The organism is Marinobacter sp. EVN1 (assembly GCF_000475375.1).
In the GTDB taxonomy this organism is placed as follows: domain Bacteria; phylum Pseudomonadota; class Gammaproteobacteria; order Pseudomonadales; family Oleiphilaceae; genus Marinobacter; species Marinobacter nauticus.
On record NZ_AXCB01000011.1, the window covers coordinates 97,014 to 115,536 of the forward strand.

At 59.1% G+C, this 18,523-nt stretch carries 16 protein-coding genes and 1 tRNA gene; 8 read left to right on the forward strand and 9 right to left on the reverse strand.

Translation table 11 applies throughout. The features are described 5' to 3' along the window. Nucleotides 1-31: 31 nt before the first annotated feature. The 7 genes from Q674_RS25005 to Q674_RS25035 are packed head-to-tail and all read right to left on the reverse strand — an operon-like array spanning nt 32 to nt 6,291. Nucleotides 32-865, reverse strand: a complete 834-nt coding sequence (locus Q674_RS25005) for a flagellar motor protein MotB (RefSeq protein ID WP_031209783.1) — start codon at nt 863-865, stop codon at nt 32-34. Between the two features lie 3 nt (nt 866-868). Continuing rightward, on the reverse strand, nt 869-1,642 hold the full coding sequence (locus Q674_RS25010; protein WP_023008116.1) for a motility protein A: 774 nt from the start codon (nt 1,640-1,642) through the stop codon (nt 869-871). Nucleotides 1,643-1,680: 38 nt separating this feature from the next. After that, complete coding sequence (gene aroE, locus Q674_RS25015; RefSeq protein ID WP_023008117.1) at nt 1,681-2,508, reverse strand: shikimate dehydrogenase; 828 nt, start codon at nt 2,506-2,508, stop codon at nt 1,681-1,683. Next, the gene (gene hemF / locus Q674_RS25020) at nt 2,501-3,427 is read right to left on the reverse strand and encodes an oxygen-dependent coproporphyrinogen oxidase (protein WP_014420026.1); all 927 of its coding nucleotides are present in this window, start codon (nt 3,425-3,427) and stop codon (nt 2,501-2,503) included. The genes aroE and hemF overlap by 8 nt, the downstream gene beginning before the upstream one ends. 8 nt (nt 3,428-3,435) lie before the next feature. Next, nucleotides 3,436-4,008 (reverse strand): L-threonylcarbamoyladenylate synthase, encoded by a 573-nt coding sequence (locus Q674_RS25025; protein WP_022992655.1) that lies wholly within the window; start codon nt 4,006-4,008, stop codon nt 3,436-3,438. A 15-nt stretch (nt 4,009-4,023) separates the two neighbouring features. Further along, on the reverse strand, nt 4,024-5,241 hold the full coding sequence (gene dprA / locus Q674_RS25030) for a DNA-processing protein DprA (RefSeq protein WP_023008118.1): 1,218 nt from the start codon (nt 5,239-5,241) through the stop codon (nt 4,024-4,026). 33 nt (nt 5,242-5,274) lie between these two features. Then, nucleotides 5,275-6,291, reverse strand: a complete 1,017-nt coding sequence (locus Q674_RS25035) for a LysM peptidoglycan-binding domain-containing protein (protein WP_023008119.1) — start codon at nt 6,289-6,291, stop codon at nt 5,275-5,277. A gap of 464 nt (nt 6,292-6,755) precedes the next feature. Here Q674_RS25035 and def point away from each other — a divergent pair, with 464 nt between their 5' ends. From def to glyS, 6 genes are all read left to right on the forward strand, one after another. Beyond that, nucleotides 6,756-7,262, forward strand: coding sequence for a peptide deformylase (gene def, locus Q674_RS25040; protein ID WP_198324811.1), 507 nt, complete (start codon nt 6,756-6,758; stop codon nt 7,260-7,262). Nucleotides 7,263-7,342: 80 nt separating this feature from the next. Continuing rightward, nucleotides 7,343-8,278 carry a methionyl-tRNA formyltransferase gene (gene fmt, locus Q674_RS25045; RefSeq protein ID WP_023008120.1) on the forward strand — a complete coding sequence of 312 codons (936 nt, stop codon included), beginning with the start codon at nt 7,343-7,345 and terminating at the stop codon, nt 8,276-8,278. 2 nt (nt 8,279-8,280) lie between these two features. Next, nucleotides 8,281-9,582 (forward strand): 16S rRNA (cytosine(967)-C(5))-methyltransferase RsmB, encoded by a 1,302-nt coding sequence (gene rsmB, locus Q674_RS25050; RefSeq protein WP_023008121.1) that lies wholly within the window; start codon nt 8,281-8,283, stop codon nt 9,580-9,582. Further along, on the forward strand, nt 9,579-10,982 hold the full coding sequence (gene trkA / locus Q674_RS25055) for a Trk system potassium transporter TrkA (RefSeq protein ID WP_014420019.1): 1,404 nt from the start codon (nt 9,579-9,581) through the stop codon (nt 10,980-10,982). The genes rsmB and trkA overlap by 4 nt, the downstream gene beginning before the upstream one ends. 134 nt (nt 10,983-11,116) lie before the next feature. After that, on the forward strand, nt 11,117-12,139 hold the full coding sequence (gene glyQ / locus Q674_RS25060) for a glycine--tRNA ligase subunit alpha (protein WP_036149746.1): 1,023 nt from the start codon (nt 11,117-11,119) through the stop codon (nt 12,137-12,139). A 2-nt stretch (nt 12,140-12,141) separates the two neighbouring features. Next, on the forward strand, nt 12,142-14,223 hold the full coding sequence (gene glyS, locus Q674_RS25065; RefSeq protein WP_023008122.1) for a glycine--tRNA ligase subunit beta: 2,082 nt from the start codon (nt 12,142-12,144) through the stop codon (nt 14,221-14,223). A 57-nt stretch (nt 14,224-14,280) separates the two neighbouring features. Here glyS and Q674_RS25070 read toward each other — a convergent pair whose 3' ends face one another. Next, a complete protein-coding gene (locus Q674_RS25070; RefSeq protein WP_023008123.1) occupies nt 14,281-15,726 on the reverse strand; it encodes a TrkH family potassium uptake protein in 1,446 nt (481 codons plus the stop codon). A 223-nt stretch (nt 15,727-15,949) separates the two neighbouring features. On the opposite strand from Q674_RS25070, the gene Q674_RS25075 reads away from it, so the two are divergent. Next, nucleotides 15,950-16,026, forward strand: a tRNA-Pro gene (locus Q674_RS25075). Between the two features lie 26 nt (nt 16,027-16,052). On the opposite strand, the gene Q674_RS25080 is transcribed toward Q674_RS25075, so the two are convergent. Then, nucleotides 16,053-17,357 carry an OmpP1/FadL family transporter gene (locus Q674_RS25080; protein ID WP_023008124.1) on the reverse strand — a complete coding sequence of 435 codons (1,305 nt, stop codon included), beginning with the start codon at nt 17,355-17,357 and terminating at the stop codon, nt 16,053-16,055. Between the two features lie 178 nt (nt 17,358-17,535). Here Q674_RS25080 and Q674_RS0120580 point away from each other — a divergent pair. Continuing rightward, nucleotides 17,536-18,523 (forward strand): 7TM-DISM domain-containing protein (locus Q674_RS0120580; protein ID WP_031209790.1); only part of this gene is annotated, 988 nt, incomplete at its 3' end.

Genomic DNA, 18,523 nt, shown 5'->3' on the forward strand with positions numbered 1-18,523 from the left:
GAGCATAAGGCGGGCAGGGCATAGCGGCGGCTCAGGGCAGGATTTCCACCGGCAGGTCTGCGGTGGGCACTTCGTCGTTGCATTCGGGGTTTCGGATGGCGATTTCCACCCGGCGGTTGATGGCGCGATTTTCCGGGCTGGTGTTGGGGGCCAGTGGCCGGGTCTCGGCGCGGCCGGCGGCGACGACCCGATCGGCGGGGATATCCCGGTTGAGTACCAGTTCATGCACCACCGAGACCGCCCGGGCAGCGGACAGGTCCCAGTTTGAGCGGTACTGGCTGCTGGAAATCGGGCGATCGTCGGAATGCCCGGAAACCACTACATCCCCGGTACAGGCGGACAGTACACTCACCACACGCTCGATGATCGGGATCATTTCCGGCTTGATGGTGGCGTCGCCAGAGCGGAAGGTCGCTTCCTCCGAGAACCGGATAACCACCTGATCCTCGTCGTAGTTCACATGCAGGGTTTCGGACGCCACTTCCGCCTCCAGCTCCCGAACCAGGCGCCCGGCCAGGTCCAGCACACCGCCGGGTATCTGCCGGGTTTCCGAGCGTTCGGTACGCTCATCAATAAACTCCGGTTGTTGTTGCAACGATTCCGACGGCTCGGGCAGCGACACGGTATCCGATTCCACCAGGGTGATGGGAGAACCACCCACGTCCTCCGCCACCACATTGCTGGAACCAAAGGCCAGTGCCATGGAGTTGGCCATGGCCCGGTACTTTTCCACATCCATTTCGGCGAAGGACAGCAGCAGAATAAAAAACGTCAGCAGCAGGGTGGCCAGATCGGCAAACGTCACGATCCAGTCCGGGGTGCCTTTCTTGCCCCGGTTCTTTTTCAATGGCCGCGCCGGCTGCAAACCTCAGGCCTCCCGCTCGGGTTCGAGGTTGGTACGGTGTTCCGGAGACACGTAGGAAGACAGCAGTTCGGTCATTACCCTGGGGTTTTCACCGCGCATGATGCTCTTGATGGAGGTAATGATCAGCATCTGATTGCGGGCATCGTCTTCCGCCTTCAGCTGCAGCTTGTCGGCCAGGGGTAACGCCATTAGCTGGGCAATGAATGCACCGTACAGGGTGGTCAGCAGGGCAATCGCCATGGCCGGACCAATGGATGAGGGGTCATCAAGGGTATTGAGCATCTGCACCAGCCCCACCAGGGTACCGAGCATGCCGATGGCCGGTGCCGATTCGCCAATACCGCGAAACACTCTTTCCGCCACTTCGTAGCGCTCTGCGGTCTGCTGGCTGTCCTGCAACAGGGCCTCTTCCACCAGTTCCGGCGGGTGGCCGTCGACACAGAGGTTGATGGCTTTCTTCAGGAATTCGTCCTGGGTGTCATGGTTCTCCAGACCCAGAATGCCCTCCTTGCGAACCACCCGGGCCAGCACGCCCACTTCCCGAATCAGTTCCGCCGGGCGCGCCAGCTTGTCCGTAAAGGCCGCGCGGAATGCCAGCCGGAAAGCACTCAGCACGGAGGGCATGCGGAATTTGATCAGGGTAACGGCAAACGTCCCACCGAGTACGATGGCCAGGCCTGGCAGGTTCAGAAAGGTAAGCACGGTTGCATTCGCCAACATCGCGAGCAACACAATCAGGGTTCCGGCTAGCAACCCGACAAGCGTAAGAATATCCATAACTGACCCTTATCGACGGCTCGGCTGCATCGCCTGCCTCAGTCTGTTCTCAGTTCCTCGGTGACGGCCGAGGTTTCCGGGCGTACGCCCCGCCACACGAAAAAAGCTTCGGCAGCCTGTTCCACCAACATGCCCAGACCGTCAAACACGCGTACGGCGCCATGATCCAGGGCCCACTGGTTAAACGTGGTGGTCTGCAGAGAATACATCATGTCGTAGACCACGGTATCTGCGCCGATCACATCTGCCGTAATGGCTGGCAAATCACCCTTCAGGCTGGCGCTGGTGCCGTTGATCACCAGATCAAACGGTCCTTCGACCTGCTCAAAACCACAGGCCGAGAGATCAATGCCACTGTGTTCCCGGCCGAACAGCCGGGCCAGCGCTTCGGCCCTGGCGACAGTGCGATTGGCCACAACCACACTGGCGGGCTGCTCGTCCAGCAGAGGCCCGAGCACACCGCGCACCGCACCACCAGCGCCCAGCACCAGCACACGCGCGCCCTTCAGAGGCACGCCATGGTTGTCCCGGAGGTCGCGAACAATACCCACACCATCTGTGTTATCGGCCACCAGCTGGTCTTCTTGATCCAGATAGAGAGTATTGGCGGCACCTGCCAGCTCGGCCCGGTGAGTCCGGTGCTCGGCCAGGGTCCAGGCCTGTTCCTTGAACGGCACCGTAATGTTCAGACCCTTGCCGCCGTGGTCAAAGAAGTGATGAACGGTGCCGGCGAAATCCTCCAGCGGCGCCTGAATCGCGGTGTATTCCACGGCCTCACCGGTCTGTTGGGCAAACAGGCTGTGGATACGGGGTGATTTGCTGTGGCTGATGGGGTTGCCCACCACGGCATACAGATCGTTAGTCATTACGTTCCTCCAACCAGTCACGGCCGGTCAGAAAATACTCGGTCAGCCGGGCTTCCTCAGTGCCTGGCTCCGGACGGCGGTCGTAATCCCAGCGCACCAACGGGGGCAGGGACATCAGGATAGACTCGGTCCGGCCGCCCGACTGCAGTCCAAACAGCGTGCCCCGGTCGTACACCAGGTTAAACTCGACATAGCGGCCCCGGCGGTAGAGCTGGAATTCCCGCTCCCGTTCCCCCCAGGGCTGATCCATACGCCGGCGCACAATCGGCTCGTAGGCCTCAATGTAACTGTCGCCCACGGCCTGCATAAAGGCAAAGTCACGGTCGAAATCGCCGGTGTTGTAGTCATCAAAGAACAGCCCGCCGACGCCCCGTGGCTCCTGCCGGTGTTTGAGGTAGAAATAGTCGTCGCACCAGCGCTTGTAGTCCGCGTAGACGGAGTCACCGAATGGCTGGCAGGCTGCCTTTGCGGTGCGGTGCCAGTGCACGCAGTCTTCCTCAAATCCGTAATAGGGCGTGAGATCATAGCCACCACCGAACCAGTACACCGGAGCGCTGTCCTCCGGCGTAGCGATGAAAAAGCGCACGTTGGCATGAGAGGTGGGCACGTATGGATTGTTCGGATGAATCACCAGCGACACCCCCATGGCCTGCCAGGGTGCGCCCGCCAGGTGAGGGCGGTGAGCCGTGGCAGACGCTGGCATGGTCTCGCCCATCACGTGGGAAAAGTTAACGCCGCCCTTCTCGATAACACCACCGTCGGCCAGTACGCGGCTGATACCGCCACCGCCTTCCGGCCGCTGCCAACTGTCACGGATAAACGATGCCTGGCCATCGACCGTTTCCAGCCGCTGACAAATCCGCTCCTGAAGACCGATGAGGTAGTCCTTGACGGCCTGGATATCCGGCTGCTGTGACATGAATTCTCCTAGCGAAACTGTTGACCGGTAACAATATCAATAATGCGACTGGGCTTGCGATTGCCGCCCAGCGCACCGGGGACAATACGATCTATGCGGTCGCCGAAATAGCGCCGCACCTGCCAGATCGCACGGGCCGGCTGACGCCCCGCCGGATTGCATGAGGTACTGACCAGCGGCATACCCGTCGCCTCACACAAGGCCCGCACCACCGGATGATCACTGACCCGAACGGCGATGGAACTGTGTTTGCCGCGGACCCACTCCGGCACCTGCTGGTTTACGTCCGGCAACAGACAGGTGACCGGCCCTGGCCAGTGGCGCAGAGCCTCGCTCTGAACGGCCTCGGGCAACGGATCCAGCAGGAAACGCACCTGTTCAACCGAGGCTGCCACCAGTATCACGCCCTTCTCCATGGGCCGCTGCTTGAGCTCAAGGATGTATTCGACCGCCTCCCGGTTCCAGGGATCGCACCCCAGTCCCCACACCGCTTCCGTGGGATAGGCGATTACCCCGCCTGCCAGTACCGTCTGGCGGGCAAGAGCCAGTTGAAGAAAACTCGGAGAAGATGTATCCGCCATCAGATATCGGCGCCCTCATGCAGAACAATGAACAAGGTCCCGACCGGTGCGCTGATAACCACCCGGGCAGGCATGGGCGAGGCCCTCAAGCTCCAGGATCAGTAGTGACTGCAGCAACTGATCCGCGGGCAAACCCGTGGCAAGGCCCAGTGCATCGGTAGACTGCGGATCATACCCCAAAGCCTCGAATACCGCGATTTCCCGGCTGTCCAGAAACGACAGGTCTGACGAATTCTCCGTTGCTTCCGGTTCTGCGGGCTGCGCCTGCATGGACCACCAGGTACCCAGTTCTTCCATCACGTCGTCGGCGGTCTCCACCAGCCGGGCGCCCTGGCGAATCAGTTGGTGACAGCCCCGGGCCACCGGGCTGTGCACCGAACCGGGAATGGCAAACACCTCCCGCCCCTGCTCGAGGGCGGTTCGAGCGGTAATCAGTGAACCGCTCCGGAGGCTGGCCTCCACCACCAGCACGCCCCGGGCGAGGCCACTGATAATGCGGTTACGCTGGGGGAAATAGGCGGCCCTGGCCTGGGTGCCCGGCGGGTACTCAGAAACAATCAAGCCGTTCTCAATGATGCGGTGGGCCAGGTTACGATGTTGGGCCGGATACAACCGGTCGAGACCACAACCCACCACCGCCAGTGTCGGATAGCCAGCATCCAGGGCGCCGGCGTGGGCTGCGCCATCTATTCCGAGGGCCAGACCGCTGGTGATCAGCAGCCCCCGCCGGCTGAGTTCGGCAGAAAACTGGCGGGCATGATCCAGCCCCGCCCGGGTGGCGTTGCGACTGCCGACCACGCCCAGTTGGTCCCGTTGCAATAACTCAACGTTACCCAGGGTATAGAGCACCAGAGGCGCATTGTGGATATGGCGCAGGCATTCCGGGTAGGGCGCCTGGCCCTGTCCGAGCACGCCAATACCCCGTTCCCGACATTGGCGATAGATATCCAGTGCCCGGGCAATGACGCCCTGGCTGAGATCACCTGCCTGCCAGGCGACAATCGCCTCCACGGCATCGCCGCCAAGCCCCATGGCGCGAAGCGTGGCAGCATTCAGGGGCAGGATATCGGTGAGCGTATCAACAGAACCCAGAATCCGCTCCCTGAGGGAGATTCCGAACCGGGGCAGCAGTGACAGCAGCAGCCACTGGCCTGCCGGTGTTTGCAGAAATTCCTGATCTGACATTTTCTCTTCCTTGAAAACAACAATGGCCGGGCATTCCGGCCCGGCCATGTCTTATTCCTTCAACTCATCAAACGCGCGGCCTCAGGGATTGGTGACCTTGTCACCCACCGAGAGGGGCCGCGTTGCCTGCAGCACCAGACCGTAGCTCATTTTCTCATAGGCCTGGAACACCATCAGCAGGCCAGCCCGCTCAGACGGCAATTCAATGGTTTCGCCGGTGACCGTGTCACGAACCATGTTGCCCGCCTTCAGCACCGCCAGCACATTACCGGGCGCCAGGCCTTCGCGCTCACCACGGTTAATGGCGACCACATCGTACTGACCGATCTGGCTGACACCGCCATCGACAGAAATCATCTTGCCTTCGATCTCACTATCCGGCGAGCTGGGCACGAAGCTGGTGGTCAGCCGGCGATCTTCATTCACCAGCAACCGGTCGCCAATACGCACTTCTTCACTGGACTTGGTAATGCCTACGGTCAGCACATCACCATTTTCGGCATTAACGTTGCCGCGGGCAATGCTCCGGGCTTCCAGGCCAAGGAACTCGCCGGTGTCCGGATCCACAAATTCCTTGCTGCGACGGAAAATACCCACGCGATCGGCCGGCTTCTCGCCGCGAGCGTAAATACGGTCACCGGCACCGGTGATGATGCGGCCGTCCTCACCTTCAAGCACATAGGGCGCACCGTTAATTTCTTCCGGGCTGACAATACGGGTTTCTGTCAGGAAACTGGCGATGGCATCCAGGGGGATGGCCGGTATTGGTGTGTCGATGGCCTCGGAACGAACCTGAGGCGAGAGCTTCACCACATCGCTGGTCGCGACCTTGGTAATCCGGGGCTTGCCATCGATGTACACCAGTGCCAGGCGGTCACCGGGATAGATCAGGTGTGGGTTGGCAACCTGCGGGTTCACGTGCCAGATTTCCGGCCAGTACCACGGGTTGTTCAGGAATCGCGCTGAAATGTCCCAGAGGGTGTCCCCTTTGACGACAGTGTAACGCTCAGGATGATCAGACCTCAGCTCCGGCTGTGCCTGGGCCCAGGAGGTAAACAGCAGCGCAGAGGCTGCCAGAGCGTACAACAGTTTCCTCATTGTTTATGTCCTTGATCGCGTGCCTTGAATCTTTGCGTTCGGTAATGTCGCCGCAGAATCCCCGCAGCATATTACGTTGTTATTCCCGTTACTATAGAAGAAGTCCCGGAATTTGTGATGTTATCTTTTGTTCTTCGAGTGATTTCTGCAGCCATCGAAGCGCATTCGTGAAAGATTTTAACTATTAACTGATCAGTTTGTACTCAATCGGCGAATTATTGGATAATAGGTACCGTCAGGCGGACGTTATTACCTTGAACCCGGGAACTCTGCCAGCATTAACGGTTCATACTGTCGGAATCTATGGATTCATCATAGGCAGACCAAGAAAATTTGCGCAGTACGCTGTCGCATTTCGGCAATCGGTTTCACAGCGTTACAAATGGTAAAATTCTACGCTGGGCAGCCCGTCAAACAGGCTGACATTAGAGATTGCCCGATACACACAGGCCAGAAGCAAGAGCATTATGATTCGAGAAATTCTTGAGTATCCGGACCCACGACTTCGCACCATCGCCAAGCCGGTGGAGGAAGTGACCGATGACATCCGTACGCTGATCGACGACATGTTCGAGACCATGTACGATGCCCGCGGCATTGGCCTGGCCGCGACCCAGGTTGATGTGCACAAGCAGATCATCGTAATGGATCTGTCCGAAGATAAAACCGAGCCGCGGGTGTTCATCAACCCGAAAGTGGAAGTGCTGGATGGCGAGCTCGAAGCCATGCAGGAAGGCTGCCTGTCGGTACCGGGGTTCTATGAAGATGTGAAGCGCATCGAGCACTGCCGGATTACCGCCAAGGATCGCGACGGCAAGGAGTTTGTCCTGGAGGCTGAAGGCCTACTGGCAGTTTGCATCCAGCATGAAATGGACCACCTGAATGGCAAGCTGTTTGTCGATTACCTGAGCCAGCTCAAACGTAATCGCATTCGCAAGAAGCTGGAAAAGCTGCACAAGCAGAGCGCCTGAGGCGCTGCCAGCATAGACCGAATTCAGGACCGGGTTACGACCCGGTTTTTTCGTATCAACGACACAGAGAAGCAACCAACGTGCGCATTGTGTTTGCCGGCACGCCGGATTTCGCCGCCACCGCCCTGAAAACCCTGCTGAATGCCGGTTACGACATCGTCGGCGTTTACACCCAGCCTGATCGCCCCGCCGGTCGCGGCCGCAAACTGATGCCCAGCCCGGTCAAACAGGTCGCACTGGATACTGGTATTCCCGTGTATCAACCGGTCAGTCTGAAGCCAGAAGAGGCCCAACAGGAACTGGCGTCACTGCAACCGGATGTGATGATCGTGGCTGCCTATGGCCTGATTCTGCCCAAGGCAGTGCTGAACATACCAACCCATGGCTGCCTGAACATTCACGCCTCCCTGCTGCCGCGATGGCGTGGCGCCGCCCCTATCCAGCGGGCGATTGCCGCCGGCGATGCCGAAACCGGAATCACCATCATGCAGATGGACGAGGGCCTGGATACCGGCGACATGTTGCTGAAACTGGACACCCCCATCAGCGCCGACGATACCGGCGGCAGCCTGCATGACCGGCTGGCCGAGATGGGCGGCAAGGCTGTTGTGCAGGCCATGGAGCGGCTGGCCAAGGGCGATCTGACCGGCGAAGTCCAGAATGAGGCAGAGGCCAACTACGCCCATAAGCTGTCGAAGGAAGAGGGCCACATCGACTGGAGCCGAAGCGCCCAGGAGATCGAACGACTGATTCGCGCGTTCAACCCCTGGCCCGGTACCTTTACCGATCTTGGCGAGCAACGTATCCGTATTCATCAGGCCAGCGCCCTGAAGCAGGGCAGCGACAAGGGTCCCGGTACCGTGATTGCCCGGGAGCGGGACGGTGTAGACGTTGCCTGCGGCACCGGCACGCTCAGAATCACTTCCGCGCAGTTACCAGGCAGCAAGGCCCAGAGCATCAACGATCTGATCAACGGTGGTAAGCAGGTATTGCTGCCAGGCCAGGAGCTGAACTGACCATGGCCTACCAGCCCCTGCCATTCCGCGCCATTGCCGCCAACGTATTGCTGGCGGTGGAACAGGGCCAGTCGTTATCCCAATGCCTGCCCCCCGCCCTGAACCAGTTACCACCGGAACAACGGCCACAGCTGCAAGCTATCTGTTATGGCACCTGCCGCTGGTTTCACCGGCTTGAGAGCGAGCTGAACCAGCGCCTGAAAAAGCCCCTGCGCAAGCCGGACCGAATCATTCACCACCTGATGCTGGTGGCCCTGTTTCAGTTACGTTACAGCGAACAGGCCACCTACGCGGTACTGAACGAAACCGTGGAGGCTTGCCGGGCACTGGACAAGCCCCACCTGACCGGTCTGGTCAACGGAGTGCTGCGGGCCGCCGAACGGGAAGGGGCGCCAGCGCCGAAAGACGATAGTGGCCGCTTCAGTCATCCGGTGTGGATGGTGGAGAAGCTTCGCCACAACTGGTCGAACGACTGGCAGGCCATCCTTGAAGCCAACAACCAGCAGGCACCCATGACCCTGCGGGTCAATGCCCTGCGCTTCAAACGCGACGAGTACCTGAACCTGTTGTCGGAAGCCGGCATCGAGGCCCACGCCACGCGCTTTGCGCCCAACGGCATCCAGCTGGAACGGCCGGTACCCGTCGACCGCCTGCCCTGGTTCGAAGACGGCGCGGCCAGTGTTCAGGATGAAGCCGCGCAATTGTGTACAACTTTACTGGACCTGAAGCCCGGCCAGCGGGTACTGGATGCCTGTGCCGCACCCGGAGGCAAGACCTGCGCCATTCTCGAAGCCTGCGGCGAGCTGGACGAAGTGGTGGCCATCGACGAGTCCGCCGAGCGCCTGCCCCGGGTCCAGGAAAACCTGGACCGGCTCGACCTGCACGCCACCCTGACCCAGGCCGATGCGGCAGACATCGACAGCTGGTGGGACGGCACGCCCTTCGACCGCATCCTGCTGGACGTTCCCTGCAGCGCCACCGGCGTGATTCGCCGGCACCCGGACATCAAACTGTTGCGCCGGGAGTCCGACATCGTGCCTCTGGCCAGTATCCAGCTTGGCCTGCTGGAGGCCATGTGGTCTATCCTGAAGCCCGGCGGGCGGCTGGTGTATGCCACCTGTTCGGTGTTTCCACAAGAGAACCACCGTATAATCCAGCGGTTCCTGAAGCAGCAGAATCAGGCAACGCTGAAGACCATCGACGCAGACTGGGGCCGGGACATGAATACCGGGCGCCAGCTGCTCCCAGATCCGGACAGCCATGACGGCTTTTTTTATGCCGTGCTGGAGAAACCTGAACCATGAAAATCCTGATTCTCGGCGCCGGCCAGGTAGGCGGCACACTGGCGGAAAACCTGGCAAACGAAGCCAACGACATCACTGTGGTGGACAACGACAGCGCCCGCCTTCGCGAACTGCAGGACCGGCTGGATATCCGCACCATGCACGGCCGGGCCTCCTATCCCACGGTATTGCGACAGGCCGGTGCCGAAGATGCCGACATGATCATCGCGGTCACCAACAGCGATGAAACCAACATGGTGGCGTGCCAGGTCTCCAAGCTGCTGTACAAGACCCCCACTACCATCTGCCGGGTGCGGGCCGGCGCCTATCTGGCCAAGCCGGAGCTGTTCTATAACCGGGATACGGTCAAGGATCTGGACAGCCTGCGCGGCTTTCCTCTGGACGTTCTGATCAGCCCGGAACACCTGGTGACCCAGCACATTACCCGGCTGATTGAATACCCCGGTGCCCTGCAGGTACTGGAGTTCTCCAAGGGCCTGACACGACTGGTCGCCATTCGCGCCACCGAAGGCGGCCCACTGGTGGGACACGAACTGTCCTACCTGCGCACCCACATGCCCAAGATCGATACCCGGGTGGCGGCGATATTCCGCAAGGACCGGGCGATCATGCCCCAGGGCGACACGGTTATTGAAGACGGTGACGAGGTGTTCTTCATCGCCGCCGCTGACCATATCCGCTCGGTGATGAGCGAACTGCAACCGCTGGAGAAGCCTTACAAGCGCATCTTCATCTGCGGCGGCGGCAATATTGGCTACCGGCTGGCCAACACCCTGGAAGACCGCTACCAGGTGAAACTGCTGGAACGGGACCATGAACGCTGCGTGATGCTGTCCGAGCGCCTTCGCAAGACCGTGGTGCTGGAAGGTAACGCGGCCAACAAGGACATCCTGCTGGAAGAGAACATCGAGAATACCGATGTGTTCTGCGCCGTCACCAACGACGACGAAGCCAACATCATGGCCTCGTTGCTGGCCAAGCGACTGGGCGCCCGCAAAGTCCTGACCCTGATCAACAATCCGGATTACGTGGATCTGATCCAGGGCGGCGACATCGATGTGGCCATCTCGCCACAACAGACCACCATCGGCAGCCTGCTCACCCACGTGCGCCGGGGTGACGTGGTGAATGTGCACGCCCTGCGCCGGGGCGCGGCCGAAGCCATTGAGGCCATCGCCCACGGCGACCACCGTTCCTCCAAGGTGGTTGGTAAACGCCTGGACGAAATCAATCTGCCAAGCGGCACCACCATCGGTGCCATCGTCCGGCATAACGAAGTGCTCATCGCCCATGACCATCTTCGGGTGCAACCAGACGACCATGTGATCTTGTTCCTGGTGGACAAATCCCGCATCCGGGATGTGGAAAAACTGTTCCAGGTGGGCCTCACGTTCTTCTGATTGATCTCAGGCAAAACAACACCCTGGCTGGCACTTAGAAATGCAGCGCCGGCCAGCGTATAATGCGCGTTTTCAAATTTTCGGAGTGCCCCGGAACCGGGGCCCATACACAGACTGACCAGCAGGCAAACGTCGTGACAGACAAGGCAACCAACAACTCCGCGCCGGACATCAAGACCTTCCAGGGTCTGATCCTGGCATTGCAGAATTTCTGGGCGCAGCACGGCTGCGTGGTTCTCCAGCCCCTGGACATGGAAGTGGGCGCCGGTACCTTCCACCCGGCCACCTTCCTGCGATCCATCGGCCCGGAAACCTGGAACTCCGCCTACGTCCAGCCCAGCCGTCGCCCCACCGACGGCCGTTACGGCGAGAACCCCAACCGCCTGCAGCACTACTACCAGTTCCAGGTGGTTCTGAAGCCTTCACCGGACAACATTCAGGAGCTGTACCTGGATTCCCTGCGCGCCCTGGGCCTGGACCCGTTGGTGCACGACATCCGCTTTGTCGAAGACAACTGGGAATCGCCGACCCTGGGCGCCTGGGGCCTGGGCTGGGAAATCTGGCTGAACGGTATGGAAGTGACCCAGTTCACTTACTTCCAGCAGGTAGGCGGCCTGGAATGCTATCCGGTCACCGGCGAGCTGACCTACGGCCTTGAGCGTATCGCCATGTACCTGCAGGGTGTGGACAGCGTGTATGACCTGGTCTGGACCAATGGCCCGGATGGCGTGGTTACCTACGGCGACGTGTTCCACCAGCAAGAGGTGGAAATGTCCACCTACAACTTCGAACACGCCGACACCGAGTTCCTGTTCCACAGCTTCGATGTCTATGAGCGGGAAAGCGCCCGGCTGATCGACGCCGGCCTGCCGCTGCCGGCCTATGAGCAGGTACTCAAGGCCTCCCACACTTTCAACCTGCTGGACGCCCGTCACGCCATCTCCGTGACCGAGCGCCAGCGTTTCATCCTGCGCGTACGTACCCTGGCTCGCTCCGTGGCCCAGGCCTACTTCGAGAGCCGTCGCAAGCTGGGCTTCCCGCTGGCCCCGGAACACCTCCGCAAGGAAGTGCTGGCCGCCGCTGAAGCCGCCGACGCCAAGGCCAGTAAAAAGGGCAAGAAAGCCAACAAGGCACCGCAGGAACAGGGGAACGCATAATCATGGCAACTCAGGATTTTCTGGTCGAACTGGGCACCGAGGAGCTGCCTCCGAAAGCTCTCAAGCCCCTCTCTGACGCTTTCACCCAGGGCATTGTCAAAGGCCTGGAAGAAGCCGGCGTGGCCTTTGGTGCGGTGGAAAGCTTCGCAGCACCCCGTCGTCTGGCGGTACGTATCCGGGACCTGGCCGATGCCCAGCCGGACAAATCGGTCGAGAAGCGCGGCCCGGCCGTGAAAGCAGCGTTTGATGATTCCGGTAACCCCACCCGGGCGTTGACCGGCTTCGCCACCTCCCTGGGGATTACCCCGGATCAGCTCGACACCATGGAGACCGACAAGGGTGCCTGGCTGGTGTACCGTACCGTTGAGAAGGGCAAGCCCACCGTAGAACTGATGCCGGATCTGGTGGACAAATCCCTGGCCGCCCTGCCCATTCCCAAACGCATGCGCTGGGGTGCCTGGAAGACGGAATTCGTGCGCCCGGTACACTGGCTGATTCTGTTGTACGGCAACAAGGTGATTGAAGCACCGGTGATGAACCTCAAGCCCGGCAACAAGACCCGTGGCCACCGGTTCCACTGCCCGAAAGAGCTGATTGTGCCCACCCCGGCCGACTACGAAGTGGTGCTCAAGCAGGAAGGCTACGTACTGGCAGACTTCGCCGAGCGTCGTGAGCAGATCCGCGCCGGCGTGGCCGCGCTGGCGGAGAAAGAAGCCGGCGGCAAGGCCGTAATCGACGAAGACCTGCTGGACGAAGTGACTGCCCTGAACGAATGGCCGGTACCATTGATGGGGCGCTTCGAGGAGCGCTTCCTGGATGTACCGGCCGAAGCCCTGATTTCCTCCATGAAGGAGCATCAGAAGTACTTCCACGTAGTGGATGCCGGCGGGAAGATGCTGCCGCTGTTTATCACCGTGGCCAACCTGGAGAGTAAAGACCCGGCCCAGGTGATTTCCGGTAACGAGAAAGTGATTCGCCCGCGCTTGTCCGACGCCGCCTTCTTCTACGACACCGACCGCAAGACCAGGCTGGAAGACCGCATCGAGGCACTCAAGCCCATCGTGTTCCAGGACAAGCTGGGCAGCATCTACGACAAATCTGTACGGGTAGCAGCCCTGGCCAAAAAGATTGCCGAAGCCATCAACAGCGACCCGGCCCTGGCCGAGCGTGCTGCCATGCTGGCCAAGACCGATCTGGTCACCGAAATGGTGCTGGAGTTCACCGACCTGCAGGGCATTATGGGTCAGTACTACGCCGCCAACGACGGCGAACATGCCGATGTCGCCAAGGCCCTGAACGAGCAGTACATGCCGCGCTTTGCCGGCGACGACCTGCCCACCACCCTGACCGGTTGTGCGGTGGCCATTGCTGACCGCATCGATTCCCTGGTCGGCCTATTCGGCATCAACCAGCCGCCGTCCGGTACCCGGGATCCGTTCGCCCTGCGCCGTGCTTCTCTCGGTGTGCTGCGCATCATCATCGAACGTGAACTGCCGCTGGACCTGCAGACGGTCTGCGAGTGGGCGGAAGAAAACTTCTCCGTGCTGACCGAGAAGAACACCGCCAGCACCGTGGTGGACTACATGCTGGAGCGTTTCCGTGCCCACTATGATGAGCAGGGCATCGGCGCCGAAGTGTACCTGGCGGTGCACGCCCGCCGCCCAACCCGCCCGCTGGACTTCGACCGCCGGGTAAAAGCCGTGGAAGCCTTCCGCCAGCTGCCAGAGGCCCAGGCCCTGGCCGGCGCCAACAAGCGGGTTTCCAACATCCTCACCAAACAGGGTGGTGACAGCATCGGCGAGACCGTAGACACCGCGCTGTTGCAGGATGCTGCCGAGAAAACCCTGGCGGCGAAGGTGGAAGAGCAGGCACAGCAAGTTCTGCCGATGTTCGAGCAGGGTGACTACGCCAGTGCGCTGACGTCGCTGGCCAGCCTGCGTGAGCCGGTCGACACCTTCTTTGATGAAGTTATGGTGATGGCAGACGACGAAGCCGTGCGCAACAATCGTCTGGCACTGCTGAACCGCCTGCGCAACCTGTTCCTGCGGGTTGCCGACATCTCCCTGCTGCCCACAGCAGGCTGAGACACACAGGCCGCTGGTTCACGATAAACCAGCGGCCTGCCTGTCCTGCTTTTCCACTCAGCTGCGCCAGAAGTCCGGCGACAACATCACAAACACACTCAACAGTTCCAACCGGCCCAGAATCATGGCGCCCATCAGGACCCATTTGGCCGCATCCGGCAACGTCTGGAAATTGCCTGCAGGACCGATGGTATCGCCCAATCCTGGCCCGACATTCGTCAAAGCCGTAGCCGCTCCGGAAAGGCTGGTCACCAGATCCAGTCCCAATGCACCCAAAATCGCCGTCACCAGCGCCAGCGTCGCCAGAAAGATGAAAGAGAAGGCGACACTGGAGGCCACGATATCGTCACCAATCACCCGCCCGTTGTAGTTGCGGGCAAACACCGCATGGGGGTGCAGTAGTCGGCGCACCTGTTCCCTGAGCAACAGCATGGACAGCTGAAACCGGAAGATTTTCATGCCACCCGACGTAGATCCGGAACAGCCGCCGACAAAGGTGATGAACAGAAACACCACCACCGCAAAAGGGCCCCACAAGGAATAGTCGGTAGAAGCATACCCCGTGGTGGTCACCACCGACGTAACATTGAACAGCGCTGAAACAAAGGTCTCAAACGGATCTACCGGTTCCCTCAGAACACGGTAAATGGTCAGCAACGCAGCGACAATCACCAGGAACCGGAGAAAGAAACGAACCTGCTGATCCCGCAACAGCGGCTGTCGCTGTCCGTGAATAAACCGTACAAACAGAAAGAACGGCATGGCGCCCATGGCCATGAAAACCGTCGACGCCAGTAGAATGGACGGCGAATCAAACTGCCCTATGGAGCTGTCCGAGGTGGAATAGCCCCCGGTCGATACCGTGGTCAACGCGTGATTCAGCGCCTGAAAGAAACTCATCCCCAGCAGCCAGTAGGTGAGCACGCAACCGAGCGTCAAGCCCAGATAGATCAGTACCAGGCTGCGGGCCAGGTGGCTGGTGCGGGGCACCGCTTTCTCGTTCCATTCGGACGATTCGGTGGCAAACAGCCGCATACCGCCAATCCGGAGAAACGGCAGAATAGCAACCGCCATACCGATGATCCCGATACCGCCCATCCATTGCATGATCGAACGCCAGAGCAGAATGTCGTCCGGCAGATGATCCAGGCCGGTAAGAACGGTGGAACCCGTAGTGGTCACGCCGGAAATGCTCTCAAAGAAAGCATCGGTCATGCTCAGCTTCATATCACTCAGCAGCAGCGGCAAACTGGAGAATAACGGAATCACAACCCACGCCGACACCGTCAGCATGAACATCTGCTGCTGGCGTAGCGCGTGTTTCTGCCGCCCCGCCAAGGCCAAAGCCGCGGCACCAATGCTGAAACAGACCACCGAGGATTTCACGAACGCCAGCCAATCCGGCGTATCACCGAATACCAGCAGGTTAACCGGAAGGGTCATGAGGAAACTGAGCAGGATGAGCAGAAAACCGAGGATCTGAACAATGGGGATAATGTTCACAGGGCAGGGGGCTCCGATGTCCGGACACAGGCCAGTCACAACGCCTTACAAGGCAAGGCGACATCCACGCCGCTGTTATACGCCCATTCAACCGGGTTTACCACTGCCAGGGCGAGGCTTCTGCTTGCCACCGATCCGGACAATCCACGACAGAATTTTTGAATTCCAGCCCGGGGAAGGGGTAGCAAAACCGCCGCCAATGCGTATAATACCGGCCGTTGATCGGCGTGTGGCGCAGCTTGGTAGCGCACTTCGTTCGGGACGAAGGGGTCGCAGGTTCGAATCCTGCCACGCCGACCACTTTCCCGCTTTGATTTTCTCCGGTTTCAAAACTCTTTGCTTAACTGCAAGCCCACTGTCCACGGCACCACATCATACTCGCTCTTGAATGATGTCTGTCCCTGCGCAGGATCCGTCGCCGCATAGTCGATGGAAATATCGCCCTCGTAAAAAACTCGTGCAACAGACATATCCACCGTCCAGTCGCCTGCCAGATCGCGAATCTGCGCACCCAGGGAAAGCTGATGGTAGTCATCGAACGGTGTCAGCGGGGAACGGGTCTCAAGAGTGACGGGAGATTCATCGAAGAGATAGCCTGCTTTGAACGACCAGGTCGATGTCGCCTGCCAGATTGCACCAACCCGCCATTGCCAGGTGTCTTTCCAGTTCTGAACCTGATCCTCGGGTGGCTGCTCGGCGGGAAAAGCCACCGGCGATGGCTCACGGGATACGACGGTCAGCGCAGACGCATCACTCCATTTCGCCCAGGTTGCCCCGGCAAGCAATTTGAGTGCGTCGTTCCACTGGTGAGCAACGCCAACACTCAGACTTTGGGGAATCGTAATCGGGACTTCTATCTGCTCAGTTACGGTTGTTTGAGAAAGGCCGCTGGCTGACAGTGTTGGAAAGTTGGTGATTGTGCCTGTGCCCTTCAGATTGAATTCGGTACCCGTGCGGGCAGAGAACCCAAGCGAAGTTTCCGGAGTCGCCTGCCAGAGTGCACCGACCGTGAATTCCAACGCAACATCATCCCCAACCAATGTCGCGTGGCCATCGTTGAAGGTTCCGGGAGGAAGGGAAAAGCGGGATTCAATTCCACTGAAATCTACCGGGCTACGCTGCTCGGCATCGGCATAGAGCACATTGATGCTGCCACCCAGCGAGAAACCTTCACCACTGTTCACGGAAAAGGAAGGGCTCACGCCGTAGGACACCAGTTCAATCTCATCGCCAATGAACCGCCCGGCGAAGGCCTCTCCATAATCAAATCCCAGGCCATAGGGGACGTAGACCCCCAGCCCCACATCCAGCCAGTCGTTCACTTCATGGGTAAGGTAGGCATTGGGCACCGCAAAGGTATCAACGTGGTCGCCACCGCCATCGCCGACAACCGGATCGCCATTGGCTCGGGTCGCCGATGTTTCAGAGTCCCCGCCCACGGCATCGATCTCAAACAGAATTGCTCCGAGTGACAGATTGGTACCGGAAAGCCGGCTCATTCCGGCGGGGTTAAAAAAAATGGTGGAAGCGTTTTCCGGGTTGGCGACACTGCCGGCATTGCTGACTGCCGAAGTGCTGGCACTTTGATCACTATTGGACAGACCTGCGGCAAAAGTTACACATGGGGACATTGCAAATAACAGAAGAGCTGAGCGAAATTCCTTTACAAAACCTGGCCTTGAACTATACATACAACACCCTTTTGAGTAGGCTTAGGAGTATAGTTTTCAACGGCACATCGTTCCAAGTGACTGTGTCAAAAGTTTTAAATTGAATAAGTCAGTTGTTTGGCCAAGGCAGGTAAACTGGATGTATCGAATCGGAAGGGATGCCTGGAAAGCTCGAATTATTACCCTTTTTTTCTGTCTGATTGCTTCTTCCATTTTGCTGGCTGACGATAGGCAGGGGGGCTTTCTTGATCTGGAACCCCGAATCGAAGTGTTTCAGGGCGACTGGGATAAAGCCGATCGTCCCGATTCATCGGCAAAAGGATGGACACCTCTTAGTGAAACGTCTTTCAGGGCCGATGATAAAAGAGAATTTATCTGGTTACGCGCTGAGATAAGCAAGACTGAGCTCACGACAAAGCCCTGGCTTTTACTGCACCCCTATATTCAAAAAGTAACAGCATTTGTTGACGGAAAAGCTACAACCGCTGAACCGGTGCATTTCTGGAGCAACCCTGAAGACCGGCCACTACCGCACCACTTCATCGCAATACCCCTGAACACCGTGGATCTGAATCCATCAGCGCAGAACCACACGATCCACATCAGGGTCGAGCCGCTTTTTCACATCAATACATTCTTCTATCTGCTGAATGACCTTGAGCTTGTGAAGGAACTGACCTTTCACACGGCTCTGGCATTTGCATTGCTGGCCATGATCGCAATCATGGCGATTTATAATCTCCTTCTTTATTTCAGTGTCCGAGATTCAGTATATCTTATCTACGTAGCGGCATCCCTCTCCGCCTTGGCTTATTCTTCTTTGCTCACAAATATCGTAGTTTATTTTGTGGATGCTTCGGGCCTGAATCCCAAACAAGGATTCCTCGCTGGAATAATCACTTTCATCTTCCATGTACTCCTCTTTCAACGGCTGCTGGATACTAAAAATAAATATCCCCGCATCCATAAGCTTGCGAGCGGCATTGCTGCAAGTGTGTTTATTTGGCTCATTCTATCGCCTCTCCTTACTTATGATGTTCTTGTTTTAGGTTGGGTAGTACTTGGCTACCCCGTGTATTTTGGGGCGCTTTTTATTGCCTTCCAGCTAGCCCGGATTTCTCATGACG